The following is a 23,755-nucleotide window of genomic DNA, read 5'->3' as shown; positions in this document are numbered from 1 at the left end:
GAAGCCGGGGGTCGTCTTGTCGTGGGTGGATCTACTGCGCCGCCACCGAGACGTACTTGCGCGTCGGGGTGAGCAGTGCGTTGCTGTCGTCGAATTCGAGGATGCCGTACGAACCCACGCTGGGTTCACCGGCGGCATTGAACGCCAGGTTGCCGGTCTTGCCGACGTAGGCGATCGTCTTGCCTCCGTTCAGCAATTCCAGGCAGGCCTGGTACGAATCGCAGTTCTCGTCGCCGTTGGTCACGCCGATGATGTTGGCCGCGATCGTCCGACCGTCGGTCGACTTGGCGGCCGTGGCAGCCAGTGCGCTCAACACGGCGGCGTCGTAACTCTCACCCGAGTAGTTGAAGTCGATGAGGTCGCCGTCCAGCTCCTTCAGAGCCGCCTGGAACTCACCGCTGGTCTGGGTGAGCGGCGTCGTGCCCTTCATACCCGCGAGTAGACCTGGGCCGACCGCCTCACCCAGTGCGTTGCCCATGTTGCCGTCGACGCCGTAGACCAGTTTGCCGTCACTGGGGCCGATGCCGACCTCGTGCATACGCGTGATGATCTTGGCGCTCTCCTCGAACCCGATGATCGCGATGCCGTCCGGGTCGAAGTTCTTCACCTGGTCGATCTCGGCGTTGAACGACTGGGCGTTCGGGTCGTAGATGATCTTCTGGATCTGATCGGCCGGGACGCCGGCTGCCTCGAGATCGCGAACGGTGTTGTCGGCCAGCCCTGTTCCGTACGGGTCGTTGAGCGCGAGGATCGAGACACGCTGCACGCCGTCCTCGGCCATCGTCTGCGAGAGTGCCTGCGCCTGGAGGACATCCGCCGGTGCGGTGCGGAAGTACTGGCCCTTGTCCTGGTAGCAGGTGAACTCGTCGGAGGTGTTCGCCGGCGAGAACATGACCGCGCCCGCGTTGGCCACCTTGTCGATGACCTTCAGCGACACCGAGGACGACGCGGCGCCGATGATGACCTGGGTGCCGGAGCTGAGTTCGCGGTCGACGGTGGCATTGGCCGTGTCGGTCGTGGTGTCGCCGGAGTCACCGGTGACGAGCTCGACCGGCTGGTCCAGGACCCCGCCGGCGGCGTTGATGTCCTTGACCGCGAGGTTCACGCCCGCCTCCATGGGCGGGCCGAGGAAGGCCAGCGACCCGGTCGCCGGGAGCAGGGTGCCGATCTTCAGTGCGGCCGTGCTGGCCGGGCCGGGGGTGGCCTTCGGCGGATTGCACGCCAGCTTCTGCGCGAGGCCGAGGCCCGGAGGTGCAGGTGTGGACTCCACGGCGGCGCTCGACGACGCCTCGGACCCTCCGTCGGAACCCGAATCAGAGCTGCTGCAGCCGGTGACCACGAGCGCTGCCGCCGCGGTCAGGACCACTGCCCCGCTCCTCAAAAAGCGTAAGGACATCGATGCTCTCCTTGCGTCTGGCCTGCGCGTTCGGCGTTCGGCCTGTGCGTTCGGCGTTTGTCACGGGGACGGCACATCGGAGTACGACGATCCGCGCCTCGCTGGAGAAAAGCTAGCGCGATCTTGTTGCGGCTGCGTAAAGACAGTGAAACTGACTTGCGCACAGAAACATTGCGCCGCCGGGGCGCCCGGGATCAGTCGCTGCCGAGGGTCTCCACGACAACCTGCGCAACGGCTTTCATCGTGGTCCTGCGGTCCATGGCCGCACGCTGGATCCATTTGAACGCCTCGGGCTCGGAGAGGGCCTGCTTGTCCATCAGGAGTCCCTTCGCCCGCTCCACGAGTTTGCGGGTCTCCAACCGCTCGTTCATGGTCGCGACCTCGCGCTCGAGCTGTTTGAGCTCCTGATAGCGGCTCACCGCCACCTCGATCGCGGGAACCAGATCGGCCTTCGTGAACGGTTTCACCAGGTACGCCATCGCACCCGCGTCGCGCGCCTTGTCGATGAAGTCCCGTTGACTGAACGCGGTCAGCATCACGACGGGCGCGAGGCGCTTCTCGGCGATCTCGGTCGCGGCGTCGATACCGTCCCGCACCGGCATCTTGATGTCCATGATGACGAGGTCGGGCGACAGCGACTCGGTCAGTTCCACGGCGACCTGCCCGTTCGGCGCTTCTCCGACGACGTCGTACCCCTCTTCGCGGAGCATCTCGATCAGATCCATCCGGATCAAGGAATCGTCCTCGGCCACCAGAACCCGATGCGTAGTCGTGGTCTCACCGGCCGCTGTCGTCGTACTGTCGGTCACCGTCACCATCCCCTCCTCCACGTCGCTCACGCCACGTCTGTGTGCACGCAGAGTACCGGTTGCCAGGCCGCTCGGCCGATCATCTAGAGTTGGTTCCCGGCGCGGGGCAACCCACGCACTGGCCCCCGTAGCCCAATTGGCAGAGGCAACGGATTCAAAACCCGTCCAGTGTCAGTTCGAGTCTGACCGGGGGCACCAGATAGCGGCTGTTCGTGGGCCCATCATCGGTCCTCACAATTGCCATGCAGACATCAGTGCATGGCAGTTGCATGAGATCGGGGTGTTCCCACCTGGTTCTAGTGCATTGCGTGGAGCTGCAGACACGAGAGTCGCCGCGCTGTCCGCGTTGATGCTTCAGTGGTCGAGGCCGGCGCGGCCTATCGAACCGTTCATCGCAGTCGCAGAACTCAACGGGTGGAAACGCGGCTGCGAGCTGTTCCCCTTCAGGACGCGGCTGATGACCTTGTAAGACCTCCAACACGACCGCCCGGTACAGGCCGGCTGTGGAACGCGACGCTCGGCTACACGCCCGGGGATGGTTGCGCCGCCATGAACATGGCCGGGGCTAGCTGCGGGCAGGGGGCTGTCCACCGGGTTCGCCGCCGGGCACGCCTGCGCCCATGCCGGTGGCAGCTTGCTGGGTGACACTGTCCGCGTAGTCGTTGGACGGGTCTCGATAGATCGTGTGGACGTGGCCCCAACCTGCTGTCGTGACACCGTCGACATCGGCACCAGCAGAGCCCTTTTGCGCGGCGAACTCGATGTAGACGTCGGGACCGGAGATCTGGAAGTAGATCCCGTCGCCCTTCGTCATGTCGCAGGCGGTGGCACCCGACCAGTTGATGTAGGTCGTGTCGAGGGTCGCCTCGATCTCGGACAATGCCCGGGAGGTGGTCTCCTCATCGGCCAGGCCCACCCAGTTCGCGATCACGTCGAGCAACAGGTTCTTCTGCTCTCCGGTCAGGTCGGCGCCCGAGATACCGGCGCCTGTCGGGTAGTCGCAGATACTTCCGGGAGCGCACACCATGTCCGCGACGGCCGAGCCCTGGTACAGGACCGCCCGCTGTTCATCGGTCAAGCTGTCGTAGAACGCGAATGCAGTGGTGTAGATGCCGTTGAACGGTTGGACCTCGTTGCCGTCGGAGTCTGTGTAGACCGCGGGTTGAATCCCGAGATGCGTGGGAGCGAAGGTTATTTCGTCGGTCGAACCGTCGAGTGTGGCGTTGATGCCGAGATGGTGCCCACCGAACTGGATCTCCCATGCTCCCGAATTCGACGGATCGCCGAAGAAGGCGATGTAGTACTGGCCGAGCGACTCCTCCGTCGACGTGCTCTTCTCGTGGAGATACTCATCACCGCCCATGATCCCGGTGACGGTTGCATAACCCTCGTCGCTGAGCAGCGCTTCGAGAACCTTCATCGCAGCGGCCCGTTGCTCGTCGGACAAGTCTGCGAGGTTCACCCCTGCGCGGTCGACAAAGGTGACCGGGAAGTTCGACCATGACGTCGTCTTGGTCTCGTCGTCATAGTCGTAGGTGGTTTGCTCACGCTGCTCGTCGGACAGCGTGTCCAGGAATGCCTGGGCCGCCGCCGCGGACGTCGAGATCGTCGCGGCGGTGGTCGCGTCGTCGGCGGCAATCGACGACGACACAGTTGAGGTCGAGGTCGATGCTGACGACGTGCTCGGTGCGTCGGTGGCGCATGCACCGAGGAGAAGGCCTCCGGCAAGGAGCGCCGACGCAAATGCCACACGCACACGTCGCGGAGAAAGTGGGCGGGCGGAAGTTCGCGAGTTCATACGACGAAAGGCATAGACGCGGACTGCTCCCTCCCTGGGAGAAACCTGGACGATTGCTGGGAACGGTGCGGCCCTAAGGGACGCTCATCGTCGTGCCGGGTTGATGCCAGACCTGGTTCGCACCTTGACTAGTTGCCGTTCGCAAATGTGCAAGACACTCCGAACGCGATGCACAAAAGTGGTCCACAGCACGTCGAAAAGCCATCACGACCGGAAACACACTCCGGGAAACGTGGCTTCCGGCCAACACCCCTCGTCGGTGCTACTCGGCGATCGACATCACCGCATCGAACGAAAGGTTTGAGATGACCACTTTGCAGGATTCCCCGGGGCACACCACTCTTCCCGAAAGCACGGCCACCGAACTCCTCATCGACGGGCAGTGGCGCCCCGCCCAAGACGGGGAAACGTTCGATGACCTGCACCCGGCGACCGGGCAACTGCTGGCCAGGGTCGCCGCCGCGACTGCGGCCGATGTCGATGACGCCGTTCGGGCGGCCCGGGCGCAACTCGACGGCGACTGGGGGGCCACCCCCGGCACCATCCGTGGCCAGGTCCTCAACCGAGTCGCCGAACTCATCGAACGCGACAGCGACACCCTCGCCCGGCTGGAGGCCCTCGACATCGGCAAACCGGTCGGACAGCCCAGCATGCTCGACATCCCCAATGCGGCAGCGACATTCCGGCACTTTGCGGGCTGGGCCGACAAGATCACCGGGCAGACCATCCCCACCGCCGGATATTTCGGACAGCCGACACTGTCCTACACGGTGCGCGAACCGGTCGGCGTCATCGGTGCGATCGTCCCGTGGAACACCCCCCTGATGATCGCCGCGTGGAAGCTGGCCCCGGCGCTGGCGGCCGGCAACACGCTGGTGGTCAAACCACCGGAGGACGCCCCGCTCTCGATCCTGCACCTGGGACGACTGTTGTCCGAGGCCGGAGTACCCGACGGCGTCGTCAACATCGTGCCCGGACTCGGGCAGGTCGCCGGCGACGCACTGACCAAACACCCGGGTGTCGACAAGATCAGTTTCACCGGCAGCCCACTAGTCGGCCGCATCATCGGACGGACCGCCGCGGAGAACTTCACCCGCGTCACCCTCGAACTCGGCGGCAAATCGCCCCAGATCATCCTCGCCGACGCCGACGTCGACGCCGCCATCAACGGCACCGCCATGGGGCTGTTCTTCAACCAGGGTGAAGTCTGCGCTGCGGGAACCCGTGTGCTGGTTCATCGCTCGCTGTACGACCAGGTGGTCGAAGGCCTCGCCGCCGCGGCGAACGCACAGGTGCTCGGCGACCCGCTCGCAGAGTCGACGACAATGGGTGCGCTCGTCAGTGCCAGGCAACGCGACTCCGTCATGAGCTACATCGAAGCCGGCAAGCGCGAAGGTGCACGAGTGGTCGCGGGTGGCGAACCGATCGACGGTGACGGATTCTTCGTGCGGCCCACCATCTTCGCCGATGCCAGCAATGACATGACCATCGCCCGCGAGGAGATCTTCGGCCCGGTCGGCACCGTCATCCCGTTCGACGACATCGACGAAGCCCTCGCCATCGCCAACGACACCGAATACGGTCTCGCAGCGAGCATCTGGACTCGGGACATCTCCTACGCACACACTCTCGCGGGCAAGGTCCGTGCCGGAGCGGTGTGGGTCAACGGCTGGGCGGCCATCGACCCGGCGCTGCCATGGGGCGGCATGAAGGCAAGCGGTATCGGACGCGAGCTCGGCCAGGCCGGGATCGACGCCAACACCGAAGAAAAGGTCATCACCGTCGTCCTCTGACGATGGCAGGAACACGAGAGGACTAGATATGAAGACTCAGGCTGCGGTGCTCTGGGAGCCCGGACAGGACTGGCAGATCGAGGAACTCGAGCTCGATGCACCGAAGTACGGTGAGGTCAAGATCGAGCTCGCCGCGTCGGGGATGTGCCACTCCGACGAGCACGTACGTGACGGGAGCGTGCCGGTGGGCATGTATCCCTATATCGGCGGACACGAGGGGGCGGGGGTCGTCACCGACGTCGGGCCGGGAGTGACCACCGTCGAGGTCGGCGATCACGTCGCCCTGGGGTTCATCCCGGCGTGCGGCCGTTGTCCGTCCTGCGCGACCGGCAAGTCGAGCATCTGCGATCTCGGCGCGCATCTGCTGGCCGGTGTTCAGCTCTCGGACGGCACGGCGCGGCATCACGTGAACGGCAAAGACGCCGGCCTGATGTGCCTGCTGGGCACCTTCGCGCCCGTGACTGTCGTCAACGAGGCGTCGTGCGTCAAGCTCACCAAGGACATTCCCCTCGACAAGGCCGCTCTCGTCGGCTGCGGCGTCACCACGGGTTGGGGCTCGGCGGTGTACGCGGCCAACGTGTCAGCCGGCGAAACCGTCGTCGTACTCGGCATGGGTGGCGTCGGTTGCGGCGCCGTGCAGGGCGCTACGCTCGCCGGCGCACGGCACGTCGTGCTGGTGGACCCGTCACAATTCAAGCGCAACCAGGCCAAGGTCTTCGGCGCCACGCACGCGGTGGCCACCATCGACGAGGCGCTGGAGCTTCTACAGGAGATCACTTGGGGCCAGCTTGCCGACAAGGTGCTCATCACCGTCGACGTCGCCGACGGTGCACTCATCGCCCCCGCGATGAGCCTGGTAGCCAAAGGCGGTGTGTGCGTCCAGGTCTCGGTCGGGGACCTCGCTCAGACCGATGTCAGCCTGAGCCTTTTCGATCTGACCGCCATGCGCAAGACTCTCACGGGAGCGTGGTTCGGCAACGCCAACATCCGTTTCGACATCCCCCACCTGCTGAGGCTGTACATGGAGGGTCATCTCAAGCTCGACGAGATGATCACCACCGAGTACACCCTTGATCAGGTCAACGACGGGTACGCGGCCATGCGCCGTGCCGAGAACGTGCGCGGCCTGATCCGTTACTGAAGTCGTCGACGACGCTCCCGGTGTGCCCGCCCAGCGGGCACACCGGGAGCCGTCTCGGTCGGGCACTCACACGTCGGCGAGACCGTTGACCTCCCGGAACTGCCGCGGCGACAAGCCATAGGTCTGCCGGAACAGACGTGAGAAATGCGAGGCGTCGACGAGCCCGTGCGATGCTGACACGGCGCCGATGCTGCGATGGCGCTGCGCGGGGTCGGCGAGGTCACGCCGACATCGGTCGAGCCGCCGCTGCCGGATGAACGTCGCCACCGACAATCCGTCGTAGGCGAAGAGTTTCTGCAGGTACCGGACGCTGACGTGATGGTGAGCGGCCACCACGGCCGGCGACAGTCCCGGGTCGTCGAGATTGGCCTCGATGAAGGTGCGCGCGCTGAGCAGGATGGTCTCCCCCGCACCCAGCGCCTGGATCGGTGCCGAGGATCGGATGAGCGCACTCACCAGGTCGGCGACGGCATCCTCGACGAGTGAGGCGGCGACACCGCTGCCCGCCCCTGCTGCACCGGCACGCAAGGACAGCATGAGGGGCCGTAACAACGATCCGACACCAGCGGCGGTCCCGATGGTGCGAGCGGTCGCATCCGTGAGTTCGCGGTCGGCGACGCGCAGAGCGGCCCGTGGCACCACGGCGACGAGCATGTCGAAGGAGTCGGCGAGGTCCAGGTCGTACTCGACGCTCGTGTCGTACACCGCGAGGTCGCCCGGTGTCAGCACGGCACAGCGTCCGTCCTGATGCACGGTGCTGTGCCCGCTCAGCTGCAGACCGACCTTGACGACACCGGGGTCAGCGCTGCGGATCATCGCCGGGGAGCGCCGCACGCGAGACCGGTCGCCGATGACCTCCGAGAGCTGGACGTCACCGAGCGTGGTCGAGTCGAGAGCGCCGCGAAAGGACGCCACCGGACTCTCCGGCGAGGCGATGAGCGGGACGAATGCACTCGAAATGGCCTCGCGCCAGGCGTCGAAGCCGACACTACTCACGCTCGACGGTCCGCTGGACATGGGTTCCGGCTCGGGCATCTCGGCTCCTCGGAGATCAGACCTTCGGGCGCTCAGTCCTTCGGACGGTTGTCGACCAGCCGCTTGGCCTTGCCGACCGAGCGGAACAGTGCAGCCGGCTCCACGGCGTCGACCGTGACGGTGACCCCGATACGGTTCTTGATCAACTTCTGCAGTTGGACGGCCGCGGCGCCCCGATGTTCGGCCGGTACGTCGTGACGGTACTCCACCTTGACCGTCATCTGGTCCATACGGCCGGGCCGTTCGAGAACGCACTGGAACTGTGGCGCAAGGGCCGGCACCGAGAGGATCAGTTCCTCGATCTGGGTCGGGAACAGGTTGACCCCTCGCAGGATGATCATGTCGTCGGTACGGCCGGTGATCTTCTGCATGCGCCGCATCGAGCGCGCGGTGCCGGGCAGCAGGCGGGTCAGATCGCGAGTCCGGTAGCGGACGATCGGCATCGCTTCTTTCGTCAGCGAGGTGAAGACCAACTCGCCCTCTTCCCCGTCGGGCAGCACCTCACCGGTCATCGGATCGATGACCTCCGGGTAGAAATGGTCCTCCCAGATGTGCAGGCCGTCCTTGGCCTCCACACATTCCATTGCCACGCCGGGGCCCATCACCTCCGACAGGCCGTAGATGTCGACCGCGTCCATTCCGAGTTGGACCTCGAGTTCGGTGCGCATTTGCTCGGTCCAGGGTTCGGCCCCGAACACGCCGGTGCGCAACGAGGTCTGCGCCGGGTCGATCCCGGCTGTCAGCATCGCGTCGACGATGGTGAGCATGTACGACGGGGTGACCATGATCGCGTCGGGGCGGAAGTCCTGGATCAGCTGAATCTGCCGCTCGGTCATCCCGCCCGACATCGGGATCACCGTGGCGCCCAGGCGTTCCGCGCCGTAGTGTGCACCCAGACCACCGGTGAACAACCCATAACCGTAGGCCACGTGCACCTTGTCACCGCGACGGACGCCGGCGGCGCTCAGGCTCCGCGCGACGAGATCGGCCCAGTTGCTGACATCGTTCGCGGTGTACCCGACCACAGTCGGCCGGCCCGTGGTGCCCGACGACGCGTGGACACGCGAGACCTGGTCCTGCGGCACGGCGAGCATCCCGAACGGGTAGTTCTCGCGCAGATCGGCTTTCGCGGTGAACGGAAAGAGTTTGATGTCGCCCAGGGACTGCAGGTCCTCCGGGTGCACGCCACGCTCATCGAAGGCTTTCCGGTAATGCGGCACGTTCTCGTAGGCGTGACGCAGTGACCACTGCAGCCGCGAGAGCTGGGTGGCGGCTATCTCGTCGCGCGAGGCGTATTCGAGATTCTTCTCGGCTCCGTCGGCGGCCGGGCGGGGCAGGGTGCTGGTCATGTCGTACTCCGGTGATCGTGGGCTGGTGGTGTGCCGTCAGGCGTCGAAGTCCACGGTGACGGCGTCACCGAGGGGGAAGGTCTGGCAGGTGAGGACGAAACCGTCGGCCACCTCGGACTCTTCGAGCGCATAGTTGCGCCGCATGTCCGCGTCTCCGCTGGTGATCTTGGCTCGGCAGGTTCCGCACACCCCGCCCTTACATGCGAACGGCAGGTCGGACCGCAGTTGTTCGGCCGCATCGAGGATCGACTCGTCCTGCGGCAGAGTGCCGGTGACCGATCGACCGTCGAGCACGATGGTGACCTCGCTGCTCGGGCCCTCGATGCCGGGCTCGCGCTGCTTCTTGTCCGGCGGCGGGCCGTCATCGACATAGAACAGCTCGTGGTGAATCCGCTCGGCCGGGACGCCGCGTTCGGCGAGCACGGTCTGTGCGTCGGTGACCATTCCGAAAGGACCGCACAGCCAGAAGTGGTCGATGTCGGGAACCGGGACCACCGCGGCGAAGATGTCGCGCAATCGGTCGGCATCGAGTCGCCCGGAGAACAGCTGCACCTCTCGCGGCTCCCGCGACAACACGTGGATCACGTCGAACCGCGCGCCGTATCGGTCCTTGAGGTCGGCGATCTCCTCGGCGAACATCACCGACCGGGTCCGCTTGTTGCCATACAGCAGAACGACTTCGGTGTCCGGGTGGGCCAGTACCGAGGCCGCGATGGAGAGCATCGGAGTGATCCCGGATCCCGCGGCGATGAGCACGTGCCTCCCCCCGGCATCGGGGTCCGCGGCGAAAGTACCGGCCGGGGTCTGTACGTCGATCTGGTCGCCGGGGCGCACGTCGTGGACCAGCCAGGTCGAGAAGAGGCCGTCGGCGACCTCCCGGACCCCGACGCGGGGCGCTGCGCCCGCCGGAGCGCAGATCGAGTACGAACGGCGATGCTCGACGCCATCGACGTTGCGACGCAGCATGAGTGACTGCCCCGGTCGAAAGGTGAAGCTCTCGGCGAGGTCGTCGGGCACGTCGAACCGGACGGCGACCGCATCGTCGCAGAGAGCCTCGACATCGGCGACCCGGAGGGTGTGGAAGGGACGGTTGCGCAGGGACACCGCCGCCTGCGGATCGACGGTGGGACGAGTGTCGGACTGGGCTGTGGTCATCGCTGTTCAGATCTCCTTCACATGGTCGAACGGCTCCGAGCAGCTCAGGCAGCGGTAGTGCGCCTTGCAGAGCGTCGCGCCGAACTCCGAAACCAACTGTGTTGCGCCCGAACCACAGCGGGGGCAGGTCAACGACCTCGGGCGGGGGATGAGCGTCAGCGGAACGGGACCGGGCACGGCGGGCGATGCCGGTCCGGGGGTCGAGTATCCGCTTTCGGCCAGTTTGCGGAGTCCCTCGTCGGTGATCCAGTCGGTGGACCACGCCGGGTCCAGCTGCGTCCGCACCTCTACCGAGTCGTACCCATGTCGTGTCAGCGTGTGCTCGATGTCGTCGCGCATCGTCGCGATGGCCGGGCATCCCGAGTAGGTGGGTGTGATGGTCACGGTCACTCCGCCGCGGTCGTCGACCTGGATGTCACGCAGTACGCCGAGATCGGCGAGCGTGAGCATCGGCATCTCCGGGTCGGTCACCGACGCGACGAGTTCGCGGGCGGCGTTGCTTCGGGTCGGCGTCGCCATGGTCACCACACCCCCTCCGGATGAGCGCGGGCCACGCTCTGCATCTCGGCGAGCAGCAGTCCCATCGATTCGGTGTGCAGTCCGTGCCGGCCGCCACGGCCGCCGACGGTCCCGACCGAGCCGACCCGCGGCACCTCGAGTTCGGCGGCGTGGAACACCTGGTCCACTACGGAGTCGAACTCCTCGCGCACGGTCCGCGGGTCGACACCCACCGACACATGGGCCAGTTCGATCTCCTCGGTAGTGGGCCGGAACAGTTCATCGACATACGGCCACACCCGCGTCAGCGCAGTGGTCACACGTCGACGGGACTCCGCGGTCCCGCACCCCAGCGTGACCACCCAGCGTGCGGCGTAGTCGCGGTGATAGGTGAGCTCCTTGACGCCCTTGGCGGCGACGGCGGCGAGTACCGGGTCCCGGGAGTCGCGCAATCGGGTGAAGACAGCCAGTCGGAACGTGGCGAAGACGAGAAGCCGGACCATGGACGCCGCGAAATCGCCGTTCTCGAACTCGACCAACCGCACGTTGCGGAAGTCCGCCTCGACGCGGAAGAACGCCAGGGCGTCTTCGGCTGGGACAGGAGACGTCTCCGAGATCCACGGAACCACCGAGCTGTCGGCCGCAGCGGCACGGGCGAGCAGGAGCCGGGCCTGCCCGAGAAGGTCGAGGCCGACGTTGGCGAGTGCCACCTCTTCCTCGAGTTCCGGTGCGCGGGTGCTCCATTGGGCCAGGCGCTGCGAACTCACGAGGGCATCGTCGCCCAGCATCAGGCAGTACGCGGCGAGCGCGGCGAGGTCGACGTCATCGGGCACGGTGGTGTCGACGCCGGCCAGCGGGTCGTCGAAACTGGTGCCGAATGCCCACTGCCCGTGCGAATCCTCGTCTACCAAGCCCTCATAGGCATTGTCGTGATCGGTCATCATCGGCCTCACATGTGGGGAACGTCGTCGGGGATGTCGTAGAACGTGGGGTGCCGGTAGACCTTGTCGCCGCTGGGCGCGAAGAACGGATCCTTCTCGGCGGGACTGGACGCGACGATCGCGGCGGACGCGATGACCCAGATGCTCACGCCCTCGTTGCGTCGCGTGTACACGTCGCGAGCGTGTCGCAATGCCATCTCATCGTCCGCCGCGTGCAGCGATCCGACGTGGACGTGGTTGAGTCCGCGCTTGCCCCGGAGGAAGACCTCGTACAGCGGCCAGTCCGCGCGAACCTGCGCGCGTTCGGGTTCGACGGGGATGCCGGTGGTCGGCACCGCGCCGTGTCCACCTTCTGCGGTCATGTCGGTCATCGGTTGGTCTCCTCGTTCCGGGCCGCGAAGGCCATGGCGGCCTCACGCACCCATACGCCGTCCTCGTGTGCGGCACGACGGTTCGCGATGCGTTCGGCATTGGCGGCACCGTTGCCCGTGATCACCTCGGTGAACTCGTTCCAGTCCGGTTCCCCGAAGTCATAGGAGCCGCGTTCCTCGTTCCAGGCGAGGTCCGGGTCGGGGAAGGTGACACCGAGCGCCTTGGCCTGCGGCATGCTCATGTCCACGAACCGCTGGCGAAGTTCGTCGTTGGTGTGTCGCTTGATCTTCCACTGCATGGACTGCTCGGTGTTCGGCGACTTGTCGTCGGGGGGGCCGAACATCATGAGCGCGGGCCACCACCAGCGGTTCACCGACTCCTGGACCATGGCGCGCTGCTCGTCGGTGCCGCGCATCATGGTCGCGAGCAGTTCGTAACCCTGGCGCTGGTGGAACGACTCCTCCTTGCACACACGGATCATCGCTCGCGCATACGGACCGAAGGAGCTGCGGCACAACGGAACCTGGTTGCAGATCGCCGCCCCGTCGACGAGCCACCCGATGGTCCCCACATCTGCGTAGGTCAATGTCGGGTAGTTGAAGATCGACGAGTACTTCTGCTTGCCCTCGATCAACTTCACGGTCAGGTCAGCGCGGTCGGCACCCAGGGTCTCTGCTGCCGAGTAGAGGTACAGGCCGTGGCCGGCCTCGTCCTGCACCTTGGCCATCAGTATGGCCTTGCGCCGGAGCGACGGCGCGCGGGTCAGCCAGTTGCCTTCCGGCTGCATACCGATGATCTCGGAATGCGCGTGCTGCGCGACCTGACGGATCAGGGTCTTGCGGTAACCGTCGGGCATCCAGTCGCGCGGCTCAATCCGCGCATCGTCGGCGATCGTCCGGTCGAAGAGATGCTCGAGGTCGGCCTCGCTGACCCCGGCGGGCTGTGACGTGGTCATTCGTCCTACTTTCAATACCGACTATTCGGTTGGTAATAGTATGCGCGAGAGTGAGCCGGAACACAACCGGCCCGACGTCAGCGGCCGGTGAAGACCGGCTTCTCCTTCGCGAGGAAGGCGGCGACCGCCGCTTTGTGGTCGGCAGTCTGGCCGAGTGCGACCTGAGCATCACGTTCACGGTCGAGCGCAGCGTCCAGGCCTGCTGCCGAGGCGCCGACGAGCGACTTCACCTCGCCATAGGCGGCTGTGGGCCCGCTCGCCAAACGCTGCGCGATGTCCAGCGCAGCGGCTCGCACATCGTCGTCGGCGACCACCCGGTGCACCAGACCCCACTCGAGGGCCTGGGCGGCGGTCACCTTGTCGCCGAGCAGGAGCAGGGCGCCGGCCCGACTCGCACCGAGATTCTGCACCAGCGAGTGACTCAGACCCGAGTCACTGGCCAGCCCGATCCCGCTGAACGCCGTCGCGAAGGACGTCCGCTCCCCCGCGACCCGGATGTCGCCGGCCAACGCGATACCCCACCCCGCCCCCACACAGGCGCCGGGAATCGCGACCACCACCGGCACCCGCAGCGCGGCCAACGCACGGATGAGCGGATTGTAGTGTTCGGCGACGGTCTCCATCGCGGTGGCCGGGTCGGCATCGAGGGCCGCGACGTGATCGCCGAGATCCTGTCCGACGCAGAAGTTCTTGCCCTCGGCGGTCAGCAGCACCGCGCGAATCTCGGGCGACGCCGCGGCCTTGCCGACCGCGTCGAGGAACGCCGTCTTCATGCCCGCGTCCAGTGCATTGTGTGCAGCCGGACGGGCCAGTGTGATCGTGGCCAGCCCGCCGCTGATGTCAAGCGTGACAGTCATGATGTGAGACCTTCCCATTCGTAGAATCCCCGGCCGGTCTTGCGACCGAGCTCTCCGCGGGAAACCTTGTCCCGCAGCAGTTGTGGTGGGTCAAATCGAGGCCCGAGGGTCGAGGCGAGATGCTCGGCGATCGCCAACCGGATGTCGAGACCGACGAGGTCGGTGGAGCGCAGCGGTCCCATCGGGTGGCGGTACCCCAGTTCCATTGCACGGTCGATGGAGTCGGCGTCGGCGACCCCCTCCTCCAGCATGCGGATCGCCTCCAGGCCGAGGCACACCCCGAGTCGGCTGGTGGCGAACCCCGGCGAGTCGTTGACCAGGATGTCGGACTTGCCGAGCGAGCCCACCCATCCGCGCACCCCGTCGACGACGGTGTCGGAGGTCGCCGGCGTCCGGACGATCTCCACCAGCACCGAGGCAGGCACCGGGTTGAAGAAGTGCATGCCGATGAATCTGGACGGATCATTCAGCGCCGCCCCGAGTTCGGCGATCGACAGGGAACTGGTGTTGGTGGCGACGACGGTGGAATCGCCCACCGCCTTCTCGATCTCGGCGAGAACCTCCACCTTCAGCGCGGGGATCTCGGGGACCGCCTCGACGACGAGGGCGAGGTCGGCGGGCAGATCGGCAGGGGCAGCGACCGTTGTCACCCGCGCGAGCACGGCGTCGACCGACTGACCGTCGAGCTTGCCGCGCTCGTCGGCGCGCCGAAGTCCGGTGGCCACACGGCCGAGGGCGGCAGACTGGTCGGCAGCCTCGGCCACCGTGACGGTAGAACCGAGTGTCGCGAACACCTGGGCTATCCCTGCGCCCATCCGTCCGCCGCCGACAACTGCGACGTGTGCGGGGGTGTCGATCATCGTCTCCTCTCCAAGAACGCGGTCATACGCTCGCGTTTGTCGTCGGTCTCGAACAGCACCGCCTGGGCGATGTCGTCGACCCACGGCTGACTGCCGGGCGCGTCGACGATGGTCTTCGTCAGCCGCAGGGCCAGCGCCGATTGGCGGCCGATCCGGTCGACGACACGGTGGGCCGCGGCGAGGTGATCCTCGGTGATCTCCAGGACGAGGCCGGCGGCCAACGCCGTGTCGGCGTCCAGGGTCCGGCCCGCCAGCAGGACCTGCTTGGCCACCGACCGGCCGACCAGGTCGGGCAGCCGGTAGCTGGCGCCCGCGGCCGCGAGAATGCCGAGGCCGGGCTCCGGATTGCCGAACACCGCGGTCGGTGTCGCGATCCTGATGTCACAGGCGTAGGTCAGTTCGGCACCTCCACCGAGTGCGAAACCGCTGACCGCGGCGACGGTCGGCAGCGGCAGCGCCGCGACGCGGTCGAACAGCGTGCGGTTGATCCCGGCCAGCGCTTCGTCGCGACGTCGTTCGCGCAGCTCGGCGATGTCTGCACCGCCGGCGAAATGGTCGCCGCGACCGACCAGGATCACCGGCTTGGGATCGGCCTCGACCCGCGCGCACACGTCGTGCAGCTCGCGGATCATCGCCGCGTTGATCGCGTTTCGCTGCTCCGGGCGGTTGAGCACGACGACGAACCGGTCATCATGCTCCTCGAACTCGGTGGCGCTCATCTCGACGGTGTTCATACAGCCTCGATCAGCATCGAGACACCCTGTCCCACACCGACGCACAAGGTGGCGAGACCACGTCGGGCATTCTCGCGCTCCATCCGGCCGAGGAGAGTCAGCACGATTCGCGCGCCCGAGGCCCCGAGCGGATGCCCGAGTGCGATGGCGCCACCGTCGCTGTTGACGGTGTCCTCGTCGAGCTTCAGTTGCCGGATGACGCCGAGCGATTGAGCGGCGAACGCCTCGTTGAGCTCGACGGCGTCCAGGTCGTCGATGCCCCACCCAGCCCGCCCGAGGACCTTCTGGGTCGCCGGAACCGGGCCGAGGCCCATCACATTGGGCGCCATGCAGGCAGATGCGCTTCCCACGATCCGGGCCCGGACCCGCAACCCGTGTTCACGGACGGCCGACTCGCTCGCGACGACCAGCGCAGCGGCACCGTCGGTCAGCGGGGACGAGCTCCCGGCCGTCACGATTCCCCCGTCGCGGAAGATGGTGGGCAGGCCGGCGAGCCGGTCCATCGTGGTATCCGGGCGTGAGGTCTCATCGACCACGACGTCACCGCCGCGACGTCGCGGGACGGGCACGATCTCGCCGTCGAAGCGCCCCGCATCTAGAGCCGCCGCGGCGCGTTGCTGGCTGCGCAGTGCGAAGGCGTCGCTCTCCTCGCGGCTGATCCCCTCCAGCACGGCCACCTCCTCGGCGGTCTCGCCCATGGCGAGCGTGATCCGCCGGTGTTCCGGGGACGCCGGCACCGGGGCCGTCCGATCGTGTTCGGCGAATCGCGGATTGGTGAATCGCCATCCCAGCGCGGTGTCGGCGGTTTCGCCGGGCTTCGCCCACGCACGCGACGGCTTCGCGGTGACCCACGGCGCGCGGGTCATCGACTCGACGCCGCCGGCGACGACGATGTCGGCCTCGCCCGCGCGGATGGTGGTCGCCACACTCGCAAGGGCGGTGAGACCGCTCGCGCACAGCCGGTTCACGGTGTAGCCCGGAACGGTGTCGGGCAGCCCGGCCAGCAGCACAGCCATCCGTGCCACGTTGCGATTGTCGTCGCCGGCCTGATTGGCGGCGCCGAGTACGACCTCGTCCACCCGATCGGCGGGTACACCGGCTCGTCGTACCGCCTCGGCCACCACCAGGCCGGCCAGATCGTCGGCGCGCACCTCCGCCAGTGCACCGCCGTACCGGCCCTGTGGGGTCCGGGCACCGTCCACCAGATAGACCTCGGCCACTGCTCACTCCTCGTCTCGTCCGGCACGTCACACGGTCGCGTGGCGTGCGGACACCTCGACACAGTAACCAACCTTTCGGTCGGTATTCAAGACCCGTCGGACACCACCTTCGCGGATGACGCCGGGGGCGGGTGTCAAGATGGAAGCCATGACCACCGCACGCACCCCACGACGCACCGGGCGTCCCGGCCGCCCCGGATACGACCTCGACTCCCTGCTGGCGGTTGCGGTGAAGGTGTTCAACGACAAGGGCTACGACGGCGCCAGCATGGATGTGCTGGCCGAACGACTCGGAATCAGCAAGTCGTCGATCTACCACCACGTCTCGGGCAAGCAGGAACTACTCGAGCTCGCGCTCAACCGTGCACTCAACGCACTCTTCGCGGTGACCACCGAGGCCGGTGCCACCGAGGGTCCCTCGATCGATCGACTCGAATACCTGGTCAGACGCAGTGTCGACATTCTGGTGAGCGAACTGCCCTATGTCACGCTGCTCCTCCGAGTCCGCGGCAACTCCGCCGTCGAACGTCGCGCACTCGCCCGCAGACGGGAGTTCGACGAGTTCGTGTCCGGACTGGTCGTCGCCGCGGCCGCCGAGGGCGACCTCCGCGGAGACACCGACCCCCACCTGGTGGCTCGACTCCTCTTCGGCACCGTCAACTCCCTCATCGAGTGGTATCGGCCGCGGTCCGGCGGCTCGTCCGCCGAACTCGGCGACGCGCTGGTCGCGCTGACCTTCGACGGCCTCCGCCGACCCTGACCCAGGGGCACTCCCACTCCCGGTCCTTGACATTGAACCACTACCGCGGCGATGGTAATTACCGACCGAACGTACGGTGGGATGGAGTAGATGTGAGCAGACTATTGGAGAGCTACGCGGCAGGGCGTTGGTTCGCCGCGGAGGACACCGGCACGCCACTGATGAGCGCCGTGGACGGCAGCGAGGTCGCTCGCATCTCGTCCACCGGACTCGACGTGGCCGGGATGGTCGAGTACGCGCGCACGGTGGGCGGGCCCGCGCTGCGGGCGTTGACCTTCCACGAGCGGGCCGCCCTCCTCAAGCAGCTCGGACTGACGCTGATGGCAGGAAAGGACGAGTTCTACCGCCTCTCCGCGTCGACCGGTGCGACGGCCCGCGACTCCGCGGTCGACATCGACGGCGGCATCGGCACGGTGTTGAGTTATGCGAGCAAGGCACGTCGCGAATTGCCCAACGACACCGTGTATCTCGACGGTGCGGTCGAGCAACTCGGCAAGAAGGGGACCTTCCTCGGGCAGCACATCTACACCCCACGCCACGGGGTGGCCGTACAGATCAATGCGTTCAACTTCCCGGTGTGGGGGTTCCTGGAGAAGCTCGCACCAGCCTTCGTCGCCGGTGTGCCCTCGATCATCAAACCGGCCAGCCAGACTGCCTACCTGACCGAGCTCGTGGTCCGCCGGATCGTCGAGACTGGAATTCTGCCCGAGGGCTCGGTACAGCTCATCTCGGGCAGCGCACGCGATCTGCTCGACCATCTGGGCGGCCAGGATTCCGTCGCGTTCACCGGATCCGCCGACACCGCGGCGCTGCTGCGGTCCCATCCGAGCGTCCTCGACGACGGTGTGCACTTCAACGCCGAAGCCGACTCCCTCAACGCATCGATCCTCGGCCCCGACGTCACCCCCGATGACCCGGAGTTCGAGCTCTTCGTCAAGCAGCTCGTCTCCGAGATGACGGTCAAGGCCGGCCAGAAGTGCACCGCCATCCGCCGTGCCCTGGTTCCCAGGACACAGATGGACGCGGTGATCGAGGCGACGACTGCGCGACTGGCGAAGATCGTCGTCGGCAACCCCGACTCCGAGGCGGTACGGATGGGCGCGCTGGCCAGCCTCGAACAACGCGACGAAGTCCTCAGATCCGTTCGCGGACTGACCAAGTCGGCGCAGATCGTCTTCGGCGACCCGGATCGGGTCGAGGTCGTCGACGCCGACGCCGCCACCGGCGCCTTCCTGTCCCCTATTCTGTTGCGCGCCGATGACAGGGACGCGAACGAACCGCACGAGATCGAGGCCTTCGGACCGGTGTCGACGGTGATCGGATATGACGACACTGCCGACGCGATCGAGCTCGCCGCACGCGGCAAGGGCAGCCTCGTCGCCTCGGTGGTCACCAAGGACGCCGGGATCGCCCGTGAGATCGTGCTGGGACTCGCGCCCTTCCACGGTCGGGTGCTCGTGCTCGACAGCGACGACGCCAAGGAATCGACGGGTCACGGCTCTCCATTGCCGGTGCTCGTCCACGGCGGGCCCGGACGGGCGGGCGGTGGCGAGGAACTCGGCGGGATTCGCGGAGTCCTGCATCATATGCAGCGCACCGCCGTTCAGGGGTCACCCGAGGTGCTCACCGCGGTCGGCAACACGTGGTTCACCGGTGCACGACGCAACCACGATGGTGTTCATCCGTTCCGGAAGAGTCTGGCGGAGCTGCGGATCGGCGACACGATCGTCGGCGGACCGCGTCAGGTCACCCGAGCCGACATCGATCACTTCGCCGAGTTCACCGGCGACACGTTCTACGCACACACCGATCCAAAGGCTGCAGCGGCCAATCCGCTCTTCGGGGGGATCGTCGCGCATGGATATCTCGTCGTGTCCCTCGCCGCAGGGCTTTTCGTCGATCCGGCACCGGGTCCCGTACTGGCGAACTTCGGAGTCGACGGCCTGCGGTTCCTCACGCCGGTCAAGGCCGAGGACAGCCTCACCGTGACCCTCACGGCGAAGAAGGTCACCCCACGTCAGAGCGCCGACTACGGCGAGGTGCGGTGGGATGCGGTGGTGACCAACCAGAACTACGACCCGGTCGCGACCTACGACGTCCTGACCCTGGTCGCGAAGGAGCAATCAGCATGAGTCTTCGGATCTCAGTGTGCTACGGAAAGCCCACCGATGAAGCAGCTTTCGATGAGCATTACGCCCGCGTACACATCCCACTAGCGAAGGCGGTTCCCGGGTTGACCCGCTTCACCTGCGGCAAGGTGTCGTCACTGGACGGTACCGAACCCCCTTACTATGCGGTCGCCGGTCTGTACTTCGCGGATGAGGAGACGATGCAGACTGCGCTCAGGTCTCCCGAGATGCGCGCCGCAGGAGGCGATGTGGCGAACTTTGCCACCGGCGGTGCGACAATGTACGTCACCGACGAGCACGAGGTGGGACTGTGAGCGCCCCCGCCGCCGAACGGTCCGGCCGCCCGCGCGATCATGCAATCGCGCGGGCGATGCTCGATGCGGATGCCGCGTCGAAGGCCGTCGGTATCGATCTGCTCGACCTCGGACCCGGACGAGCCCAGACCACCATGACCGTCACCGAGACGATGGTCAACGGTCACGGCATCACGCACGGCGGATACGTCTTCCTGGTCGCCGACACCACGTTTGCCCTCGCCTGCAACAGTCACGACGACCACGCGGTAGCCGCTCGGGCCGACATCCGGTACCTGCGGACGACTCGTCTGGGCGACGTTCTGGTCGCCACCGCTGTCGAACGGGGACGCTTCGGCCGCAATGGTATCTACGATGTCACGGTCACCGTCGACAACGCGGTCGTCGCCGAGTTCCGTGGTGACAGCCGGGTCATCCCACCACCTCCTACGCTCTGACATCACTCTGGCGGGACCCGATCTGCGCCCATGCACACGCGCCGAGCGAGTCGCTGGAAGTCAACTGACCGGTGTCCGACACGTTTCAGTCGGCATGTGGCCCACCGGCTTCATTGAACGGGATCGCCCGGTCGCGCAAGAGTCTTCCAAGAACGACAGTGGTCCCGGCGCGTCGTCGCGCCGGGACCACTGTCCATCTACGTACCCAATTTACTCGACCCGCTGGCGACTCGGACTGTCAGCGCCTCCGAATAGAGCTCACGCTCAGTGGTTCTCACTGTGGTACGCCATACTTCTCGATAATCGGCGCCAGCAGCTCTGCCGCCCGGGAACTGGTGATCACGTCGTCATTGCTGACCTTGGTGACCTTCTTGGACTCGGAGTCCTCGTAGACATGTTCACCGAGCATCAGGCCGTTCTCATCGTAGGGCCACACAAAGGCGAGCGTACGTCGCACGAGGTAGTAGGAGCTGGCATCGTAGTCCGACGAATCAGCCGCGGGGTCGTTGTTCATGGAACCGAAGACGTTGTCGCCGAGTAGCGCACCCGGAACGAACTGACTGAACTCGGCCTCGCCGGCGAACCCCCAGTCGTGCACGGCCATCTTCTGCCTGCCCGTCCACATGACCAGCATGTCCATCTCGGCAAGCTGCTGATAGAACGCCCGCACCGTCTCCATACCGTCCAAGATCGTTCCCTGGCCGCCTTCGAAAAGCCGGTAGTGGGGATGGGCGACGGTCATATTCGGCGCGAGCAGTTCATCGTAACGGCCAGACACCTCGAGAAGTCCGTGCCGCCGGTAGTTGATGAGGATCTTGCGGTGAAGTGGGTTCGTGAGGGTGTCGATGAGAACATCGACGTCGTCCATCATGTGGACGAACTCCTCCTCGTAGGTCGTACGGGTGGTGATGGGAGCGTGGGCTGTGCTCATGGCTGTTCTCTCTCCTTACAGATACTTGCTGAGGTCTGGGTAGCTGCCGATCTCGTACCCGCCGTCGACGACGAGGCTCGCTCCGGTGATGTAGCTGGCGGCACCGGACGCCAGGAAGACCGCGGGCGCAGCCAGTTCTGCCGGACGGGCCGGACGCTTGAGAACTGCGTTCGCATTGAACTCGGCCATGATCCCCTCGTTGCCGAGAATGAAGTCGGCCATCGGGGTGTCGACGAGACCAGGAAGTACGGAATTCACCCGGATACCGTGCCGCCCCAGTTCGAGTGCAGCATTCTTGGCGAACATGTCTGCCCCGGCCTTGCCTGCGGCATAGGCACTTCCGCCATACAGCGGGATGTGCGCATTCACTGACGAGACGACGACGATGGATCCGGGCGTACCGGAACGGATCATGCTCTGCGCCGCGAACTTGGTGCAGAGGAAGACTCCGCTCATCACCACATCGACGGTGAAGTCCCACGTGTCCTTGTCCAGATCAGCGATCTGGCCGGGACGTATCGCGCCCGCCACGTTGAACAGGCTGTCGAGGCCGCCCAGGTCAGACTCGGCGCGTCGGACCACCGACTGGACCTCGTCGGCGTCGGTGACACTCCCGGGGTGTGGAATGTATCTGTCGCCGAGCTGTTTTGCCGCGTCATCAAGGCGCCCGGAGTCGAGGTCGAATGCGACCACCGAGCCCCCGTCGGAGATGAGCTGTTCGGCGATCGCGTAACCGATGCCGGAGGCGGCGCCGGTCACGATCGATCGTGTGGGTGATGAAGAGGTGGTGGACATGGTTTCCCGTCTTGCGAGTGATGAGACGTGGACCGCGGACGAATCGGCCCGATGATCGGGCAGTCTGTCCGCTGCCGAAGTGCGGAGATCGAGTCGTTGACCGAGCTCGATCCCGACGAGTTCAGCTTGTCTCGACGCCGCTGTGACGTCCATTACATAGTTCGGACGAGGCGTTAACCAAAGCCCTAACATTGCAGCTCATGGCGCTACTGGGAGGTGATTCCAGTCACATTTGATGCTAACCTCGCGGGTATGAGCCTCAATCTCCGGCTGGTGAGGTACTTGATCGCTGTCGTGGACGAGGGTCACTTCGGACGCGCCGCCGACCGCCTCTATGTCAGCACCCCGGCGCTCAGCCAGCAGATCCGTAAGTTGGAACGTTCCCTCGGCATAGAGCTCCTCGACCGCTCCGCCCACCCGGTCCGACCGACCCCGGCGGGAGAGAGGTTTCTGACGGAGGCACGAGAGGCCTTGGCCGCCGCCGATCGAGCGATCGCAGCCGTGGACAGCTACCGGCGAGAAGTCGCCCATACTGTGCGAATCGGATTCATGACAGCATCGACAGGCCCCCAGACGCGGGAGATCCTGGATGACCTACGTCGTCGAGTGCCGAATGTGACCATCCAGATGGTCGAGCTGCAATGGTCGCAACAGACCTCCGCTGTACGCGACGGCAAGGTCGATGCAGCACTGGTGCGCCCGCCCTTCGCCGATTCGACCGGACTTCGGCTCGACGTCATCCGGCACGAGTCGAGAGTGGTCGCACTGGCGAGAGCCCATCCGCTCGCCGATCGTTCGGAGGTCCACCTCAACGAGCTGGATGACGACCTTCATGTCACCAACGACGACGCGGACCCGGTGTGGGTTCGTTGGTGGGCTTGCGACCCCCGGCCGAGCGGAGTGACGGTGAGATACGGACCGTCCGTCCGCACCATCGACGAACTACTCGAGGTCGTCGCGGCTGGCCAAGCGGTGTCCATCACCGGAGGATTCGTCGCCGACAGCCATCGCAACCCTGGAGTGGTCTTCGTGCCGGTCGCCGATGTGCCGCTGTGCCCGCTGTCGCTATGCACGCGCATCTCCGACGCGTCGGCCGTCATCGCGGAGCTACGCGAGGCCGTCTTGTCCTCGGGCCCGGGCTCTCGTTTGGGACGCGACGCCAGTCCCTCAACGTTCGATGGGTCAGTGCATGAGTTCGGCAGGGTGGTGACGGGCACGTGAGTCGAGACCTACGCTCATACTCGGGAGTTCGAGGTGCTACCTGCGGCACGACCGCAGGTGTCCACGTCGTTGAAGCCGATCTGCAGTGCTGTAGGCCTACCGACTTGTACTGACAGCACATGTAGCGCGTCAGTTCCAGCCGGCGGCACCGAATGAATGCGGCCGGCGAGTCACCACCGTCGGCGGTCGGCCGGGCAACTACTCTCTGCAGAATCCTGATCGAGATGTGCTGCGCGGCCGCCACTGAGTCCGGAC

Annotated in this window: 23 protein-coding genes and 1 tRNA gene; 8 read left to right on the top strand and 16 right to left on the bottom strand. The window is 66.1% G+C overall.

The window, feature by feature from the left end; genetic code table 11:
* Nucleotides 1-31 precede the first annotated feature (31 nt).
* A complete protein-coding gene (locus CA982_RS22565) occupies nt 32-1,396 on the bottom strand; it encodes an ABC transporter substrate-binding protein (RefSeq protein WP_086537411.1) in 1,365 nt (454 codons plus the stop codon).
* A 194-nt stretch (nt 1,397-1,590) separates the two neighbouring features.
* The gene (locus tag CA982_RS22560) at nt 1,591-2,214 is read right to left on the bottom strand and encodes an ANTAR domain-containing response regulator (protein ID WP_086537410.1); all 624 of its coding nucleotides are present in this window, start codon (nt 2,212-2,214) and stop codon (nt 1,591-1,593) included.
* 112 nt (nt 2,215-2,326) lie between these two features.
* On the opposite strand from CA982_RS22560, the gene CA982_RS22555 reads away from it, so the two are divergent.
* Nucleotides 2,327-2,403 (top strand) — tRNA-Leu (locus CA982_RS22555).
* Between the two features lie 367 nt (nt 2,404-2,770).
* On the opposite strand, the gene CA982_RS22550 is transcribed toward CA982_RS22555, so the two are convergent.
* Nucleotides 2,771-4,003: a DUF3500 domain-containing protein gene (locus tag CA982_RS22550; protein WP_086537409.1), complete on the bottom strand. Its 1,233-nt coding sequence runs from the start codon at nt 4,001-4,003 to the stop codon at nt 2,771-2,773.
* A 305-nt stretch (nt 4,004-4,308) separates the two neighbouring features.
* Here CA982_RS22550 and styD point away from each other — a divergent pair, with 305 nt between their 5' ends.
* Together styD and CA982_RS22540 are read left to right on the top strand one after the other, a co-directional pair.
* Nucleotides 4,309-5,796, top strand: coding sequence for a phenylacetaldehyde dehydrogenase StyD (gene styD, locus CA982_RS22545; protein ID WP_086537408.1), 1,488 nt, complete (start codon nt 4,309-4,311; stop codon nt 5,794-5,796).
* A 28-nt stretch (nt 5,797-5,824) separates the two neighbouring features.
* On the top strand, nt 5,825-6,937 hold the full coding sequence (locus CA982_RS22540) for an NDMA-dependent alcohol dehydrogenase (protein WP_086537407.1): 1,113 nt from the start codon (nt 5,825-5,827) through the stop codon (nt 6,935-6,937).
* Nucleotides 6,938-7,003: 66 nt separating this feature from the next.
* Here the strand turns inward: CA982_RS22540 and CA982_RS22535 are convergent, their stop codons facing one another.
* The 11 genes from CA982_RS22535 to CA982_RS22485 all read right to left on the bottom strand — a co-directional run bounded on the left by CA982_RS22535 (nt 7,004) and on the right by CA982_RS22485 (nt 16,913).
* Entirely contained in the window at nt 7,004-7,972 is a 969-nt protein-coding gene (locus CA982_RS22535) for an AraC-like ligand-binding domain-containing protein (protein WP_244176439.1), read from the bottom strand.
* Between the two features lie 32 nt (nt 7,973-8,004).
* On the bottom strand, nt 8,005-9,321 hold the full coding sequence (gene paaK / locus CA982_RS22530; RefSeq protein WP_086537406.1) for a phenylacetate--CoA ligase PaaK: 1,317 nt from the start codon (nt 9,319-9,321) through the stop codon (nt 8,005-8,007).
* Nucleotides 9,322-9,357: 36 nt separating this feature from the next.
* Complete coding sequence (gene paaE / locus CA982_RS22525; protein WP_086537405.1) at nt 9,358-10,476, bottom strand: 1,2-phenylacetyl-CoA epoxidase subunit PaaE; 1,119 nt, start codon at nt 10,474-10,476, stop codon at nt 9,358-9,360.
* A gap of 6 nt (nt 10,477-10,482) precedes the next feature.
* On the bottom strand, nt 10,483-10,995 hold the full coding sequence (gene paaD / locus CA982_RS22520; RefSeq protein ID WP_086537404.1) for a 1,2-phenylacetyl-CoA epoxidase subunit PaaD: 513 nt from the start codon (nt 10,993-10,995) through the stop codon (nt 10,483-10,485).
* Nucleotides 10,996-10,997: 2 nt separating this feature from the next.
* Nucleotides 10,998-11,915 (bottom strand): 1,2-phenylacetyl-CoA epoxidase subunit PaaC, encoded by a 918-nt coding sequence (paaC, locus tag CA982_RS22515; protein ID WP_086537422.1) that lies wholly within the window; start codon nt 11,913-11,915, stop codon nt 10,998-11,000.
* An 8-nt stretch (nt 11,916-11,923) separates the two neighbouring features.
* A complete protein-coding gene (paaB, locus tag CA982_RS22510) occupies nt 11,924-12,277 on the bottom strand; it encodes a 1,2-phenylacetyl-CoA epoxidase subunit PaaB (RefSeq protein ID WP_425269101.1) in 354 nt (117 codons plus the stop codon).
* Between the two features lie 5 nt (nt 12,278-12,282).
* Nucleotides 12,283-13,242, bottom strand: coding sequence for a 1,2-phenylacetyl-CoA epoxidase subunit PaaA (gene paaA / locus CA982_RS22505; RefSeq protein ID WP_086537402.1), 960 nt, complete (start codon nt 13,240-13,242; stop codon nt 12,283-12,285).
* A 77-nt stretch (nt 13,243-13,319) separates the two neighbouring features.
* Nucleotides 13,320-14,099, bottom strand: coding sequence for an enoyl-CoA hydratase-related protein (locus CA982_RS22500; protein ID WP_086537401.1), 780 nt, complete (start codon nt 14,097-14,099; stop codon nt 13,320-13,322).
* Nucleotides 14,096-14,959, bottom strand: coding sequence for a 3-hydroxyacyl-CoA dehydrogenase family protein (locus CA982_RS22495; protein ID WP_086537400.1), 864 nt, complete (start codon nt 14,957-14,959; stop codon nt 14,096-14,098). Before CA982_RS22495 ends, CA982_RS22500 begins: the two co-directional genes overlap by 4 nt.
* Nucleotides 14,956-15,693 carry an enoyl-CoA hydratase/isomerase family protein gene (locus CA982_RS22490; protein WP_425269100.1) on the bottom strand — a complete coding sequence of 246 codons (738 nt, stop codon included), beginning with the start codon at nt 15,691-15,693 and terminating at the stop codon, nt 14,956-14,958. The genes CA982_RS22495 and CA982_RS22490 overlap by 4 nt, the downstream gene beginning before the upstream one ends.
* On the bottom strand, nt 15,690-16,913 hold the full coding sequence (locus CA982_RS22485; RefSeq protein ID WP_086537399.1) for a thiolase family protein: 1,224 nt from the start codon (nt 16,911-16,913) through the stop codon (nt 15,690-15,692). The genes CA982_RS22490 and CA982_RS22485 overlap by 4 nt, the downstream gene beginning before the upstream one ends.
* Nucleotides 16,914-17,061: 148 nt before the next feature.
* Between CA982_RS22485 and CA982_RS22480 the strand changes: the two genes are divergently transcribed.
* From CA982_RS22480 to paaI, 4 genes are all read left to right on the top strand, one after another.
* Entirely contained in the window at nt 17,062-17,673 is a 612-nt protein-coding gene (locus CA982_RS22480; RefSeq protein WP_086537420.1) for a TetR/AcrR family transcriptional regulator, read from the top strand.
* A gap of 92 nt (nt 17,674-17,765) precedes the next feature.
* Nucleotides 17,766-19,805 carry a phenylacetic acid degradation bifunctional protein PaaZ gene (gene paaZ / locus CA982_RS22475; RefSeq protein WP_086537398.1) on the top strand — a complete coding sequence of 680 codons (2,040 nt, stop codon included), beginning with the start codon at nt 17,766-17,768 and terminating at the stop codon, nt 19,803-19,805.
* Nucleotides 19,802-20,116, top strand: coding sequence for an EthD family reductase (locus CA982_RS22470; RefSeq protein ID WP_086537397.1), 315 nt, complete (start codon nt 19,802-19,804; stop codon nt 20,114-20,116). The genes paaZ and CA982_RS22470 overlap by 4 nt, the downstream gene beginning before the upstream one ends.
* A gap of 56 nt (nt 20,117-20,172) precedes the next feature.
* Entirely contained in the window at nt 20,173-20,553 is a 381-nt protein-coding gene (gene paaI / locus CA982_RS22465; protein ID WP_086537419.1) for a hydroxyphenylacetyl-CoA thioesterase PaaI, read from the top strand.
* A 274-nt stretch (nt 20,554-20,827) separates the two neighbouring features.
* Here the strand turns inward: paaI and CA982_RS22460 are convergent, their stop codons facing one another.
* Both CA982_RS22460 and CA982_RS22455 read right to left on the bottom strand, forming a co-directional pair.
* The gene (locus CA982_RS22460) at nt 20,828-21,484 is read right to left on the bottom strand and encodes a hypothetical protein (protein WP_086537396.1); all 657 of its coding nucleotides are present in this window, start codon (nt 21,482-21,484) and stop codon (nt 20,828-20,830) included.
* A gap of 15 nt (nt 21,485-21,499) precedes the next feature.
* Nucleotides 21,500-22,279 (bottom strand): SDR family NAD(P)-dependent oxidoreductase, encoded by a 780-nt coding sequence (locus CA982_RS22455; RefSeq protein ID WP_086537418.1) that lies wholly within the window; start codon nt 22,277-22,279, stop codon nt 21,500-21,502.
* A 252-nt stretch (nt 22,280-22,531) separates the two neighbouring features.
* On the opposite strand from CA982_RS22455, the gene CA982_RS22450 reads away from it, so the two are divergent.
* A complete protein-coding gene (locus CA982_RS22450) occupies nt 22,532-23,500 on the top strand; it encodes a LysR family transcriptional regulator (protein WP_086537395.1) in 969 nt (322 codons plus the stop codon).
* Nucleotides 23,501-23,755: the final 255 nt, after the last annotated feature.

The sequence above is a fragment of the Gordonia lacunae genome, from assembly GCF_002149015.1.
Lineage (GTDB): Bacteria > Actinomycetota > Actinomycetes > Mycobacteriales > Mycobacteriaceae > Gordonia > Gordonia lacunae.
Note: the sequence above shows the minus strand (reverse complement) of the source record. Positions and strands in the feature narration are given on the sequence as shown.